This window comes from Terrimonas rubra, assembly GCF_042686025.1.
GTDB classification, from domain to species: domain Bacteria; phylum Bacteroidota; class Bacteroidia; order Chitinophagales; family Chitinophagaceae; genus Terrimonas; species Terrimonas rubra.
In genome coordinates, this window is record NZ_JBHUOZ010000003.1 from 1,876,462 (window position 1) to 1,892,299 (window position 15,838).

The 15,838-nt window shown below is 43.8% G+C and carries 11 protein-coding genes; 7 read left to right on the forward strand and 4 right to left on the reverse strand.

Annotated features, from left to right (window positions below; translation table 11 throughout):
- Positions 1 to 89 precede the first annotated feature (89 nt).
- From ACFS6H_RS17105 to ACFS6H_RS17115, 3 genes are all read right to left on the reverse strand, one after another.
- Positions 90 to 2,789, reverse strand: a complete 2,700-nt coding sequence (locus ACFS6H_RS17105) for an Ig-like domain-containing protein (RefSeq protein WP_386101770.1) — start codon at positions 2,787 to 2,789, stop codon at positions 90 to 92.
- 609 nt (positions 2,790 to 3,398) lie between these two features.
- Positions 3,399 to 4,310, reverse strand: a complete 912-nt coding sequence (locus tag ACFS6H_RS17110) for an SDR family oxidoreductase (RefSeq protein ID WP_386101773.1) — start codon at positions 4,308 to 4,310, stop codon at positions 3,399 to 3,401.
- A gap of 187 nt (positions 4,311 to 4,497) precedes the next feature.
- On the reverse strand, positions 4,498 to 5,703 hold the full coding sequence (locus ACFS6H_RS17115) for a redoxin domain-containing protein (protein ID WP_386101776.1): 1,206 nt from the start codon (positions 5,701 to 5,703) through the stop codon (positions 4,498 to 4,500).
- A 338-nt stretch (positions 5,704 to 6,041) separates the two neighbouring features.
- Here ACFS6H_RS17115 and ppk1 point away from each other — a divergent pair, with 338 nt between their 5' ends.
- The 4 genes from ppk1 (at position 6,042) to kduI (ending at position 11,023) form a co-directional block, all read left to right on the forward strand.
- Positions 6,042 to 8,129 carry a polyphosphate kinase 1 gene (gene ppk1, locus ACFS6H_RS17120; protein ID WP_386101779.1) on the forward strand — a complete coding sequence of 696 codons (2,088 nt, stop codon included), beginning with the start codon at positions 6,042 to 6,044 and terminating at the stop codon, positions 8,127 to 8,129.
- Entirely contained in the window at positions 8,110 to 8,988 is an 879-nt protein-coding gene (locus tag ACFS6H_RS17125; RefSeq protein ID WP_386101782.1) for a Ppx/GppA phosphatase family protein, read from the forward strand. The genes ppk1 and ACFS6H_RS17125 overlap by 20 nt, the downstream gene beginning before the upstream one ends.
- Positions 8,989 to 9,040: 52 nt before the next feature.
- Complete coding sequence (gene panB, locus ACFS6H_RS17130; protein ID WP_386101785.1) at positions 9,041 to 9,865, forward strand: 3-methyl-2-oxobutanoate hydroxymethyltransferase; 825 nt, start codon at positions 9,041 to 9,043, stop codon at positions 9,863 to 9,865.
- Positions 9,866 to 10,192: 327 nt separating this feature from the next.
- Positions 10,193 to 11,023 carry a 5-dehydro-4-deoxy-D-glucuronate isomerase gene (kduI, locus tag ACFS6H_RS17135; RefSeq protein ID WP_386101788.1) on the forward strand — a complete coding sequence of 277 codons (831 nt, stop codon included), beginning with the start codon at positions 10,193 to 10,195 and terminating at the stop codon, positions 11,021 to 11,023.
- A gap of 53 nt (positions 11,024 to 11,076) precedes the next feature.
- Here kduI and ACFS6H_RS17140 read toward each other — a convergent pair whose 3' ends face one another.
- Complete coding sequence (locus ACFS6H_RS17140; RefSeq protein WP_386101791.1) at positions 11,077 to 11,652, reverse strand: methyltransferase domain-containing protein; 576 nt, start codon at positions 11,650 to 11,652, stop codon at positions 11,077 to 11,079.
- Between the two features lie 305 nt (positions 11,653 to 11,957).
- Between ACFS6H_RS17140 and ACFS6H_RS17145 the strand changes: the two genes are divergently transcribed.
- From ACFS6H_RS17145 to ACFS6H_RS17155, 3 genes are all read left to right on the forward strand, one after another.
- Entirely contained in the window at positions 11,958 to 14,441 is a 2,484-nt protein-coding gene (locus ACFS6H_RS17145) for a TonB-dependent receptor (protein ID WP_386101794.1), read from the forward strand.
- 97 nt (positions 14,442 to 14,538) lie between these two features.
- Entirely contained in the window at positions 14,539 to 15,060 is a 522-nt protein-coding gene (locus tag ACFS6H_RS17150) for an SRPBCC family protein (RefSeq protein WP_386101797.1), read from the forward strand.
- A gap of 60 nt (positions 15,061 to 15,120) precedes the next feature.
- Entirely contained in the window at positions 15,121 to 15,810 is a 690-nt protein-coding gene (locus ACFS6H_RS17155; protein WP_386101800.1) for a hypothetical protein, read from the forward strand.
- Positions 15,811 to 15,838: the final 28 nt, after the last annotated feature.

A 15,838-nucleotide genomic window follows, 5' to 3' on the forward strand; every position in this document is an offset into this window, starting at 1 on the left:
CCCGGATGGTATATACCGGCTAACTGGTAAATAAAAAAGACTGCCCCACTTAAGGAACAGTCTTTTATCAGTAACCGGGATCATTTTCTTTATTGTACCAGTATGGTACTGTGTTCTTTTAACCCGTCCGGAGAAAGCAACATCAGGTGATATACGCCTGCCGGAACAGTTTTTTGTAAAGTAACAGTATGAACAGACGCACCGTTAATATGACTGATATTACCACTGTATATCGTTTGCCCTGTTGTGGCATATAATACCAGCTGGTATTTACCTGTCACCCTGTTTTGCAGGCGAACATTCAGCTGGCCTCCTTTTACGGGATTAGGATAAACGGAAAAACCGGTAGCATATAATAAACGGATGGAAGCCGTATTACTATAATAAACAGTACCCGATAATCTTAATTCTTTTATCCTGTACGCTACTGTACCGGTACCCGGGTTTACATCCACCCATTGGTATAACTGGCTGGCCTGCGGCTGTACTGTACCAATAGTAACAAATTGAATGCCATCTATTGATTTTTCTATTTCATAAGCTACTGCTCCCTGCTGATCGATGGTTTCCCATTGCAGTTCTACCGTACTGCCTCTTTCGGACAGTTTTAAACTATTGGCGCGGATAGGCAGGGTAATAATAGCGGCTGAACTGGCAGAGAACACAGAGGGACAATTACCACTTTGCACCACTGCACGGTAACGTGTTAACTGTGGTGGATTATTCACTACTATTTGTGCCTGTGTTTGGGCAATATCGGTAATAACCGTATTGAAATTATCAGTAGAGGATTGCCATTTGGTTACATTGCCGGTATGGCTGTTGAGTGTGAATACAGTAGTACCCGGATCATTACCGGCCATAGACGATATACCGCCCGCTGCACTTGCCGGGTTTACCGTTGCAACAACAGGTACACGTTGCGAACAGCCTGTTGCAGCTGCATAGTAAGTGGTAGTGGTGGCCAGGGAAGGAATGGAATAATTGTTGGTTGTAGCCTGTGCTGTACCACCCGATTCAACATTGTACCAGGATACGGTGCCGGAAGTAGCTGTTGCCGATAAGGTAACAGCGCCGGTGCCGCAACGTTCTACTGCAGTGGTAGAAGATATACCATTCACTGTTAAACTGATGACATTGGAAAGATCACCGGGGCAACCTGCACCCGGAGATACCAGTAAGCGATAGCTGGTTGTTCCTGTGGCAGCTGTATTGGGGATTTCAACGGAGTTATTAGCACCGGGAATATCCTGGTAAGTTCCTGAAGCATTACTTTGCCATTGATAAATAAGATTGCTGCCGCCTGTAACGCTGGAAGTGAACTGCGCAGAGGTATTCACACACACCGTGCCACCCCCGGAGATGGAAACAGCACTTGCCCTGGTACCGGCTGCTGCAGTTATGGTGAACACACCGCTGATACCGGCATTACCATTTCCTACCTCATGCACCGAAGCCCGGTAATTATATCCAACTGTGGCATTGGCCACCATTAAACGGTCGGTAGTAGCTCCTGAATAGTTGCCACCATTGGTAACCGTATGCCAGGTAGCGCCCCCATTTGTTGATTCCTCCCAGGTATAACTTAAAGCGCCACCGGCCGCAGGTGTACCTATTACTTCCAGGCTGGCCGTACCGCCGGTACATATCCTGGTAACCGAGGTCTCCGTACTTAAGGCAGCATTGGGAGGCAGGTTAATAGATGCGGTATTATAACCTATAAAAGCATAATCGCTGTTACCGCTGGGCGTAATTTGTAAAGCACGTACACTGGATGCATTGGAAGCATCAATACCAAAGCTGGACAGGTTAAGACTTACCAGGCGGATATCTCTTGTGGTATTGGTACCGCTGTTCGCTACATCATAAGGCCTGGCGGCATTATAGGGAACACCGGCCGCCATGGTGAAAAGATCCAGGACATAGGTACCAAATCTTGGCAGAAGTGTCATATCCTGCGTAAAAGAATTACCTACCATATTACCGGCTGCATCCAGAAAGGTAAATATATCGTTGGAAGAGGTAGGAGAAGCGATCTGTGTCAGTATCAGGTCCGGCTCTGCATCCGATGCCTTCGTGGCATCAATATTATAGATCTGGAAGGTCATGGTAGCGGTGGAAGGAAGGTTGGTTACGCCTGTACCCATATCCAGCCCGTTAACACCATCGATCAGGGCTTTTTTTATAGTATAAGACGATACACCGGCTACGTAAGCGCTGGTGGCCGAGCCATCTACTTTTGATGCCAGTGAAATATAGGTGGAGCCTGAGCCCGAAGCCACACCGGCAATAGCAGCCACCGGCAGTGCTTTAAAAGTAGCCGGTACAAAACTGATACTGTTATTGGTCAGTTTACTGTTATCAACACCCGTGGAATAGGTAACACCATTATGTGTAAAGCCCAGCAAATGATGACTGTTATCAGGATTATTGGTTTGCGGATTACTGGCTCTCGCACGCCAGAAGCCACCGAAGTCAGTCATGATCTCGGAAGTAGGAACATAAATAAAACCACTGCTGCTGGCAGAGCCGGCAGGATTAGTTACCATCACTGTACCCGATGCCGTTACCGGTACTGTAGCCGTGATCTGTGTAGCTGAATTAACGGTGAATGCCGCTGTAGTACCACCTAAACGGACATTAGTAGCTGTGGTAAAGTTTGTACCGGTAATAGTGATGGACATCCCGGGCGCTGCGGACTTTGGAGTAAAATTACTGATAGTTGGCTGGGCCGTTGCACAGGCTCCAATAAACAACAATAATAAAAACATACATAAAGATCTCATCATGATACTTGTTTTAAGAACAGGCATAAACAGTTACCTGTATCAGGAAAACATTTGCCTGATCAGCGTAAAATGATTGTGTGGTTGCGGTTACTGTCATGTCCTGTTTTAAATTATGAAATGGATTGAATAGACTTTTGTCCTTACAGGAACAGGCATAACAATCCCTGTACATAGTTTTACCTATCTACGCCGGGGTTATTGACCATTCCGGTAAAATATTATCCCTGGTTCTTTGAAGTAGCGGCAGCAGTATACCTTGCAAACGCAGTGTTTCCTAAAGAATGAATAAAGGGAATGTGGTAAAGGGAATAAAAAAATAAATGCTGCAACGACCTCAAAGAGGTACGTGCCACGCATAATTGATTGTTCATATAAAAAAATATTGGACGGTTAACCCGGGGATGAGCCGGGCAGATCATAAAAATACCATGATCTGTTATGCTGCAAAGATACAAAACACTATTATAAAATTTTGTACTAAAAACAGTCAATCAGTTGACATATGTCATCTTATTTAACATTTTTACCATTTATAAGATCATGAATGTTACACATCTTATAATAACTAATTAGTAAATAACATTTGTTGTTATTCAATTAACCGACCATTTAAATAGTGATCCTGCCCCCGGTTGCCGGGATAGTTGCACCGGATACATAGCTGCTTTCATCGGCCGCCAGGAATACAAAGGAAGGAGCTATTTCTGCCGGCTGTCCCGGCCTGCCTACCGGCGTGTTTTCACCAAATATATCCGCATCCTGCCATTTGGTCGACGGGATCAGGGGTGTCCATACCGGGCCGGGGGCCACCGCGTTCACCCTTATACCTTTATTATTACTCAAAAATATCTGGCTTAAATTGGCCGTAAAGTTCTGTATGGCCGCTTTGGTAGCGGCATAAGGCAACAGGTCATCAGAAGGATGATAGGCATTGACCGAAGTAGTATTAATGATACAGCTGCCCGGCTTCATATGCGGTTCGGCAGCTTTACATAAATAAAACATGCTGTGTATGTTCACGGCAAAAGTATGTTCCCATTCCGCCGAAGGAATATCCTGCAATGATTTCCTGGCCATTTGAAAGGCGGCGTTATTCACCAGTATATCCACCCTGCCCCATGCTTTAACGGCAGTGGCTACAATTTTTTTACAATGCTTTTCGCTGGTAATATCACCCTTCACCAGTATGCACTCCCGGCCTGCATCCTCCACATATTGAGCCGTATCGGTTGCATCTTCATCTTCACGGTCATTCAGGTAACTAATCAGTACATCGGCTCCTTCGCGGGCAAATGCTATGGCTACCGCTTTCCCGATACCTGAATCGCCGCCGGTAATGATCGCTTTTTTACCTTTTAATTTGCCTGAACCTTTATAGGTCTCCTGACCATGATCGGCCAGCGGTTTCATGGCAGCTTCCACACCGGGAAATTCCTGTTTTTGTTTGGGGAAAGGAGGTTGGGGATATTTTGTCCTGGGATCTTTTGCCGCTTTTGTATTTTTCTTTGCCTGCTTTTTCATACACCATATATTTAAATATATCATTTAATGGATGGTGGCAGCTTGTAAATGCAGCATAATTATCACTGCATATGTATTTATACAAACTTCATTCCAACTAAAGTACATGTATATAAAAAGGCCGCTCTTTTTAAGAACGGCCTTACCTAACGGTATATATTCTCATGTGTGACGATAACCTGTCTTATTATTCCAGTATTTCAGCCAGGGTTGCGGTTAATTCTTCGCCCCTGATATTTTTAGCAATGATCTTACCTTCTTTATCCAGCAATAAATTCTGAGGTATGGCTTTGATATCATACAATTTAGCAACCTCATTATCCCAGAATTGCAGATCCGAAACATGTGTCCAATCCAGCTGATCATCATGAATGGCTTTTAACCATTTATCTTTTTGTCCGGGGCGATCCAGTGAAATGCCCAATACAGTAAAATCCTTGTTTTTATATTGCTGAAAAGCGGCTACCACATTGGGGTTCTCTGCCCGGCAGGGACCACACCAGCTTGCCCAGAAATCAATCAATACATATTTGCCTTTAAAAGATGCTAAACTCACCGGGGTGCCCGAGGTATCGGCCTGCGAAAAAGGAATAGCCGGTTTGCCAATGGCTAATTGCCTGGCAGTGGCGATCCTTTGTTTAAATATTTTACCAGAGGGAGTATTTTTTACAGCGGGGCCTAATAAAGCATAAACCGGTTCCACTTTATCTGCATCAATTGCATAACCACTGTATTGCGATAACGCATATATAGCTACCGGCGACTGCTTACCCTTTGTTTTAATATACGCTTTGTACACTTTTTCCCTGATCACATCATTTAAGGAATCAATCTGCTTACGGACCAGTTTCTCCCCTGCTTCATCTTTTTCTTTACGGTGTTGTGAACTCTGCTCATATAATACCGCAAACGCAGGGTCATAATCGGCTACCTGTGATTTAATATCCAGGTATTCCTGGTGGGCCTTAGAGCCGGATACGGCTGCATTTTTGATGGAATCTTTTACCAGCACATTAATTTTCCCCTGTTCAAAAAACACACTCAGGTTATCCGGAACAATACGCTGCCCTTTTACCGGCGTTTTTTTCTCAGCCGGCTCTACCCTTAACTGTCCAAGTACAGGTTCATCCAGCCAGGTTTTAAACACTACCTGCTTCTCATTCCCCACTACTATACTGTCATTATAACGTACTTTGGTAAGCGAATTATAATAAGTAAAAAACACTTTTTCTGCCGGGTACGACAGACCGCTTAGATCAATAGCTACTGTTACATTTTCTTTGGGTGCTTTTGTTTTCTTGCCTTTACCCGGATCATTGTCGATCGCCTGTGCAGCTTGTAAAGACATAATGGCCACACCTGATAATAAAACCCGGAATGCAGTTTTTGTCATATTGGTTGATTTAATAAATAGAATATGCCGGCAAAAATAACAGGTTTTAATTAGTCTACAAAATAAGTAGACTAATTAATTATACAACCATAAAAAGGGCCTGTTATACATACGCTTTCAAAAATTTTACCTAACAGCAGAACGGTTTAATACAAAAGGAACACTATTTGCATATTGTTATTTCCCGATTGTAGATCGGCCATTGTCCATAGCCAATTGTCCATTGTCAATTATTTCAGTAACTTGTATACCCTGGTTTTGTAACTAACCGGAACAATATCAAAAACTTAACATAGGCAACCCAATCCGTTGGCTATTTTTGTATATAGCTTAAAATTATGACACACCACAAGCCTAAAATTATTGCACGCGATATCAGCTGGTTATCCTTCAACGCCCGTGTATTACAGGAAGCCGGTGATAAAACAGTTCCGCTTATTGAAAGGATCCGCTTCCTTGGTATATTCTCTAATAACCTGGATGAATTTTTCCGTGTACGCGTAGCTACCCTTAACCGCATGCTGGCAGTAGGCGCCAAGGCCAATATGCACCTGGAACAAAACCCCCAGGCTATATTAGACCAGATACAGCTGACCGTATTACAGCAACAGGAAGATTTTAACCGCATCTGGCTGGATATACAAAAAGACATGCACCGGCAGAAGGTCTTCCTGAAACAGGAGAACGAATTAAACGAGGCCCAGCAGGCTTTTATACGGGATTATTATGATGAGGAGATAAGTCCCAACGTTATTCCCCTGATGATAGAGAACATTAAAGAATTCCCGGCTTTAAGGGACAAGTCCATTTACCTGGCCGTTGTGATGCGTAAAAAAGAAGATGAACTCCAGAAAAAATATGCCCTCATAGAAATTCCCAGTAAAGTACTGGGCCGTTTCATATTACTACCTTCACCCGAAGGCGAACAACATATCATGTTGCTGGAAGATGCCATACGGTTTAACCTGCCGGATATATTTCAATATTTTGGCTTTAACGAATACCAGGCCTATATTTTTAAAATGACCCGCGACGCGGAAATTGATATAGACAATGATGTATCGACCAATATCATTCAAAAACTCAAAAAAGGATTAAAGAACAGGCGCCTGGGCAAACCGGTGCGTTTTGTATACGACCGGGAGATTGATACAGGCTTACTGGAATACCTCATCCGCCGGCTTAACCTGAGCCGTAAGGACAACCTGATACCCGGTGGACGTATCCATAATTTCAGGCATTTTATGGATTTTCCGCCCCAGGTCTTTGCCGTAAAAAATAAACGGAATAAACCTTTTGATCACCCCCTCTTTGTTGACAACCGGGTTACGGAAGTGATACACAAAAGAGATGTGCTCTTACATTTCCCCTATCACTCTTTTGCCCCCATTATCGACCTGATAAGGGAAGCAGCTTTTGACCCCGATGTGACCACAATTAAAATTACCTGTTACCGGCTGGCCTCGCAATCAAAAATTGTGAACGCCCTCATCAATGCAGCCCGTAATGGTAAGGAAGTGATCGTGATGCTGGAACTAAGGGCCCGTTTTGATGAAGAGGCCAACCTGGAATGGAAAGACAGGCTGGAAGAAGTAGGCGTAAAAGTATTGATAGAGATACCCAAACTGAAAGTACATGCCAAATTATGCGTGATCAGTAAAAAAATGAATGGCAAACTCAAACATTATGGCTTTGTAAGTACCGGCAATATGAACGAAAAAACAGCCCGGATCTATGGCGACCATTGCCTGCTGACAGCCAATGCCAAGATCATGACCGACGCCAACCGTATATTTCAATACCTGCTGGCCCCCAAACAAAATGCCGGTGTTTTAAAATTATGCAAAACGGTAGTGCCCAGCCCGGGTTATATGCGTCAGGAAATGGTAAAACTGATCGATGAAGAAATAAAACAGGCACAGAAAAACAAGCCTGCCGGCATTTTACTGAAAATGAACTCGCTGTCAGATGAAAAAATGATCGCAAAACTGCATGAAGCAGCCCGTGCCGGGGTAAAAATACAGCTGATCGTACGGGGTATTTTCTGTTTTGTTACCGAGAATAATAAGTTTAAATACCCGGTAGAAGCCATCAGCATTGTTGATGAGTACTTAGAGCATGCCAGGGTATTTGTATTTCATAATAAGGGTAAACAAAAAGTTTATTTATCTTCGGCCGATTGGATGCGCCGGAATCTTGATCATCGTATTGAAGCTTGCTGCCCTGTGCACAATGCTTCCTTAAAAAAAGAACTGACAGATATTTTACAGATTCAGTTAAAGGACAATGTAAAAGCAAGGCGCTTGAACAATGATTTAACCAATGAATATGTTACCGCCGGTAAACGTAAATGGCGTTCGCAGGTGGAAACCTATAATTATCTCATTAAAAAAGCGAATATAACAAGTGATACTGGCAGCAATTGATATTGGCAGTAATGCCGCAAGGTTATTGATCACAGATGTACAAACATTTAACCCTGCCGCACCGGTGTTCAACAAGCTGGCCCTCGTAAGGGTGCCTTTACGTTTGGGCTTTGATGTATTTGATACCGGCGAGATCAGTACCCGTAAAGTGGAGAACATCGTTAAAACCATACAATCCTATAAATTATTAATGGATGTATATGGCGTCAGCCATTTAAAAGCCTGTGCCACTTCCGCCATGCGGGATGCAAAAAACGGGGCAGCGATCATAGATAAAGTCTATAATAAAACCGGCATTAAAATAGAAGTGATCTCCGGCCAGCAGGAAGCCTCTTTCATCTACGAGAACCACGTGGCCGAGAATATGTCAAAAGACGACTCCTACCTGTATATTGATGTAGGCGGCGGCAGTACCGAGCTCACTTTCTTTTCCGACGGTAAACTGGTTTTTAAGGAATCCTTCAACATCGGCACCATCCGTTTGTTAAAACAACAGGTAGCCGATAAACAATGGGATGATATGAAGGAATTTATAAAGAAAAACACCAGGGGTTATCATAAAGTAACTGCGATCGGTACCGGCGGCAACATCAACAAGGTATTTTCCATGTCCAAAAGAAAAGATGGCAAGTCATTACCGCTTGACCTGTTGAAGGACTATTACCGTGAGTTCAGTATCTTATCCCTATCGGAAAGAATGCGTTTGTTTAAAATGCGGGAAGACCGTGCAGATGTAATTGTGCCTGCCCTATTAATTTATATTAATGTAATGCGCTGGGCCGACAGCACCGAGATATTTGTTCCCAAAATTGGTCTGGCCGATGGTTTGATACAACATTTGTACGACCAGGTAAAATAATACCCAGAACACTTACTTTTGCGTTTCATTCTATCACAACACAAACACTGTTATGCAACAAGGCGCAGCCCAACCGGCAAAAAAGGTCACTACCAATACATTGCAAAAAATGAAAGCGGCCGGTGAAAAGATCTCGATGATCACAGCCTATGACTTTTCCTTTGCACAGATATTTGACCATGCCGGCATTGATGTGATATTGGTGGGCGACAGCGCCAGTAACGTAATGGCCGGTAATACCACTACCCTGCCCATTACGCTGGACCAGATGATCTATCATGCGCAAAGTGTGGTACGTGCCCGCGAACGTTCGCTCATTGTGGTAGACATTCCCTTCGGCTACTACCAGTCCAACTCCGAAATTGCGCTTGCCTCTGCTGTCCGCATTATGAAAGAAAGCGGTGCGCATACGGTTAAACTGGAAGGTGGTGAAGAGATCATTGAATCGGTTAAAAAAATTGTGAGTGCCGGCATCCCTGTTATGGGGCACCTGGGTCTCACACCGCAATCCATCAATAAATTCGGCACTTATGTAGTAAGGGCCACCGAAAAAGCCGAAGCCGATAAACTGAAGCGTGATGCTTTATTATTACAGGAAGCCGGTGCTTATGCCATTGTACTGGAAAAAATCCCGGCCCTGCTGGCTAAGGAAGTATCGGAAAGCCTGGATATACCCACCATTGGTATCGGTGGTGGTAAATATTGCGATGGCCAGGTATTGGTGATGCACGATATGCTGGGCATTAATACCGAGTTCAAACCACGTTTCCTGCGCCAGTACCTCAACCTGAACGAGCAGGTAACAGCTGCAGTACAGCAATATATTACCGACGTTAAGAGCAACGATTTCCCCAACGATAATGAACAGTACGTTTAAGAATAACCCAAAACACTGCAGGAACTTTAGCAGTTGCATTGATATAATTTTTTGTTTACCACCGTCCCTCCCCTGACCGGGCCCTGGTTGCGTCGCACACTTGTACTGCAGTAATACTATTGGGCATTGTCCGCGTTTCCCATACAATGATAAATCCCAATTATTAATTATTAATTATTAATTACAAAGCCCTTCCGGCAACGTTCCCGGAATTATATTTCCTCAATTCCTCCTATTTACAACCCGTTCAGCAGCCTTACAAAAAACTTTAGGCTTACATTTGCGCACAACGATAACAGCAATATTATCACGCTAAAAAATAACGACATGAAAGTCTTGCATCAAGTACATCCCGAAGATTTTGTGAACTATACTACCCAACAGATCAGGGATAAATTTTTATTGGAGAACCTGGTAGCACCCGATAAAATTGAATGTGTATACACCCATTACGACCGTATGATTGTAGGCGCCGCTACCCCGGTGACCACTACTTTAAAACTGGAGACTTACGACAACCTGAAAGCCGATTACTTTTTAGAACGCCGTGAAATAGGCATTATCAATATTGCCGGTAATGGTACCATTACGGTTGATGGTGAAACATTTGACTTGGAAAAGAAAGATTGCCTGTACATTGGCAAAGGCAAACAGGAAGTGATATTTGCCAGCAAGGACGCCGCCGATCCGGCCAAGTATATTTTATTTTCCTGCCCGGCGCATATGGAATACCCCACCCGTTTAATGAAGCCTTCAGAGGCCTTACCGGCCGAACTGGGAAGCCTGGAGAACAATAACCACCGCGTGATCAACAAATACATTCACCTGGATGGTATCAGGAGCTGTCAGCTGGTATTAGGGGTAACCTCCTTTAAAGCCGGAAGTATCTGGAACACCATGCCTCCGCATTTACACGACAGGCGCATGGAAAGTTATTTCTACTTTGACTTACCGGAAAATCAGCGCATCATTCATTTCATGGGACAACCCCACGAAACACGTCATATTTTCCTGAATAACGAACAGGCTATTTTATCACCCAGCTGGAGCATACACAGTGGTACGGCCACTGCCAACTACTCCTTTATCTGGGCCATGGCCGGCGAAAACCTGGTATTTACCGATATGGACCCGGTGCCTACTACCGAACTACAATAGGTTTATCAAACTGATCATCATAAAAATGGCGTGTATTTTACACGCCGTTTTTATTATAATTTTATCCAGAACTTCAGCAACTCATCCATATAAGTGCCTACCACATGATAATGACGGGGTATATACGTATCGTTACCGTAAAAGGTGGCCAGCCTGGTGGCCGAAGGTAATTTCTCCAGCTGTCGTAACAGGTAAGCCTGGTAATGTTTATACAGGCTTATAGATTGGGCTACTTTTTCATCTATCCTTTCATCTACCGCTATATTCTCGTAAAAGGAATTATAGAAATAAAAATGATCATAATTCCCGAGGTCTACGGTATTAATATCCCGGGCTTCAAAATAAACATTGGTCAACCCTATGGTATTGGCGCAGTCATTGGCTACTGCAACCAGGTTTTCCCTGAACTCCACACCATAAAAATTAACGGCCGGGTGAAACATGGCACCGGTGAGGCAAAACTTCCCCACCCCGCTGCCTATATCCAGCACTTTTGTGCCCGGTTGTACCGCTAAAAAATCCGCAGCCCTGGCTGCCACATGCATCGGCGACCAGTGCCTGCCCGACAAAGCCCTCGCCCAATCGGGGAAAAGCGCATCCAGTTCCTTATCGTTATTAATAATTTTCAAATTAGCTGAAGGTTTTTACAATGGACAATAGACAATTGACAAGTGACAGTTGAAAATGGAAAATGGACAATGCACAATTAGCAAGTAAAACGCCTCTTGCACATTCAACCGTTCTGTTGCTCATTGCCAATTGCTCATTGCCTGTTGCTTTACTCCCCCACTTCCAGTCTTCACGTCTTTCTGACTTCCAGACTTTTCGACTTCCGGACTTCCTGACTTTCCTCCCCAACCCGCCGGCAAATTACTCCATTTTTAGCAATAGTATTTTATTGTGTAATATTGCTGTTAAACCGGTTACGCCACCCATGAATTGTCGCAACATTTTTGCCTTATGCTGCTTACTCTTACTGCACATTGTTGTCTTTGGTCAAAAGAAAACAGCTGTTGTCAGCGGTATTGTTATTGATGAGAATGAGCAACCTGTTGCAGGCGTTTCTGTAGTGATATTGGGTCAGCAGACCGGGCAAACCACATCTGATTCCGGCACCTTCCGTATCACCACCCTTGCCGATAAAGCATTTGCCCTGGTATTCAGTCACACGGCCTACCATCCCATTCAAAAAAACTTTTTACTCAGTCCCAGCGAAGAAGAGACCATCACCATTATTTTACATAAACGGGAGAACGTGTTGCAGGAAATAGTGGTGAGTGATCAGCGGGAACGTCGCGAAGCAGGGTTGGTAAGACTAAACCCCAAATCCATCATCAACCTGCCATCCGTTACCACCGGGGTGGAAAATATGATCAAAATTATTGTAGGCAGTAATAACGAGCTTACGTCGCAATACTCGGTACGTGGCGGCAGCTTTGATGAGAACCTGATCTATGTAAACGACTTCGAGGTCTTTCGTCCCTACCTCATCCGTAACGGCCAGCAGGAAGGATTAAGTTTTATTAATCCCGAGCTGGTACGCAATATCAACTTTTATAACGGCGGCTTTTCCAGTAAGTATGGTGATAAAATGAGCAGCGTGCTGGATATCCAATACAAAACACCCAAAAAATTCGGAGGCTCAGCCTATGTCGGCATCCTGGAACAGGGTCTGCACCTCGAAGGCACGGGTATCAATAACCGGCTCACTTACTTATTTGGTGTACGTAACCGCAGTAACCGTAACCTCTTAAGCCGCCAGGAAACACAGGGGAACTATGTTCCTTCCTCGGCCGATATGCAATTGCTGGTCAACTACCAGGTATCAAAAAAATGGCAGACCGAATTATTTACCAACTTTTCCCGCAGTAAATTTTATTTGCAACCTGCTTACAGCCAGTTAACAACCTCCGTTTTCACTCCTTATTTTACGGCCAACCTCGGGTTGGATGTATACTTTGAGGGCCAGGAGAAGGACCAATACACTACCAATATGGTGGGCATATCGGCCACCAATACTGTCCATAAAAACTTAAAACTAAAATGGATGGCTTCGCGTTTTGAGAACGACGAAACCGAGAATATTGATATTGCAGGTGCCTATTTATTTGGCGACCGTGATTTTGATGAGACCCAACCCACTTTCGGTACCATTGTCAATCCTTTAGGGGCCGGTATTTTTCATAACTATTCCCGCAATACCTTAAACATTAAAAACTGGAACTTTTCGCATAAGGGCAATTACACCATCAACAAACATGCTGTACAATGGGGACTGGCTTACGATAAAACACTGATCAACGATAAAATGAACGAATGGGAATACCAGGATTCAGCCGGCTATTCACTGCCCTATAACCCCAATACGATCCAGTTAACCAAGGTAATTAATTCCAGGGCCGATCTCGATATCAATAAATACTCCGGTTACGTGCAGGACAATATTTTATTCGGCGATTCGCTGCAATCATTCACCCTCTCCGCCGGTCTGCGTTTTAATTATAACAGTTTAAACAGGGAGTTTTTATTATCGCCCCGTATCGGCGCCAGCTGGAAGCCCAACTGGCAGAAGGATATTGTCATCCGTGCTGCGGCAGGTGCCTATCACCAGCCACCGTTTTACCGGGAATTACGCAGGTACGACGGAACCGTTAATACCAACTTAAAAGCGCAGAAAAGCTGGCAGGGCGTGCTGGGCTTTGATTATAACTTTACCGGCTGGAACCGGCCCCTGCGCTGGACAGTGGAAGCTTACTACAAACACATGACCGATGTAGTACCCTATGATATTGACAATGTAAGGGTGCGTTACTTTGGTGAGAACATGGCCAAAGCCTATGCCGTAGGTATTGAGTCGCGGTTGTACGGCGAGCTGGTAAAAGATGCCGAAAGCTGGATCAGCATCGGTTTTATGCGCACCCGTGAGGACATTGAAGGCGATACCTATAAAAACTATACCCTCGATAATAACAACAACCCCATTGACAGTGTAACCGTGAACCAGGGCTGGTTACGCCGCCCTACTGACAGGCTCATCACTTTTGGCATGTTTTTCCAGGACTATCTGGCTACCAATAAAAACCTGAAAATGTACCTCAACTTATTGTATGGTACCAACCTGCCTTATAATATTCCCGGCAGTGTAAAATACCGTAATGCCATGCAGATACCGGAATACATCCGTGCCGATATTGGTTTCAGTTACCAGTTACTGGACAGCGATCGCAGCAAACGCCGCAGCCATAGTCCATTCAAAAGCTTTGATAATATCTGGGCCACACTGGAAGTATTTAATATCATTGACCGGGATAATACCATCTCCTACCTGCTTATCAAGGATTTTTCCAATACTACTTATCTCATGCCGAATCGTCTTACACCAAGGCTGATTAACTTTAAAATTGTAGCCCGCTGGTAGTATTTTACTTGGTTAGTCGCACAGAGGTTAACAGAGGTGTTTCACAGAGTACTGCAGAGAGCCTGCCTATGCCTGCATCAATTTATTCTAACGTATCTTGTGTAGACATTCATTCAATGCCATGCCACATATCCGTCACACATTACTTATTGCTGCAACAGCTGAAAAGGTGTACCACGCCATTAACAGCCAGGAAGGTTTAGCAGCCTGGTGGACGCCGGAAGTGATCGCCAGCCCGGAGAAAGACAGTATCGCCCGTTTTAATTTTGGCCCTGACTATTACAAAGAAATGAAGATTACCGGTCTGCAGCCCACACAACTGGTAACCTGGTTATGTATTGCCGGTGCAGCTGAATGGATTGGTACAGATATCCGTTTTGAATTGACTGCAGTAAATAAAACAATCTTACAAAATTTGTACGCCGAGATGAGCGGGCAGGCCGAACAACAACCGGCCAATACCTTAACGCTCTTACATTTTCACCATGATAACTGGAAAGAGTACACACCCATGTTTGCCGAATGTAATTACACCTGGGGCCGGTTTTTATGGAGCTTGAAATTATATTGCGAAACAGGTAAAGGGCTACCCTGGCCGCAACAACATCAGGTATACTGAAATCGAAGCTATCATTAATATTATTTATAAAAGTATATTTGGGTTATAAACATGCTGCAAATGGCCATTACAGATGAAATAAAGCTGGATGACTACGAGGATGAAGATATTTTCGACATTGTTCCCAAACTTGAAAAATCCTTTGCTATACGCTTTGAGAGAAAAGCTTTCTTCTCTGTACGTACCTTTGGGGATTTCTGTGCAGTGGTCTCGGATCATATACAAAAACCACAGAAAGAAGATTGCACTTCACAACAGGCCTTCTATAAAATCCGGCAGGCTATTCATAAAGTGCAAGGAATGGATAAAAATACAATCATTCCTGAAAGCAGTTTGGCAGACATTTTCCCCTACTCCCATCGTCGCCGACAGGTCAAAAAACTTCAAAGCGAGTTAGGTTTCCAGCTTAATATGTTAACATATCCGGGATGGTTAGCTAACATTTTTTTTATCGGCGTCCTAGCATCCTGTATTACCTTTTTCTTTGACTGGAAGATGGCGTTATCAGGCCTTATACTATTTGTAACCGCCATTTATATAGCAGATAAAACCGGCAAAAACATCGAACTGAAAACAGTAAAGGAACTTACGAAAAAAATGGTAAGCGAAAACTACAACGATATTCGCCGGACGCCTTATAGCGTAAATAAAAACGAGGTGGCCGGGATAATCAAACACATATTTAATAAACATTTTGATATTGCTAAACAATACCTGACAGATGATGCATTATTCAGTTGGGCTAAATAATCACTCCTATTGTTCAATCATAAAATAA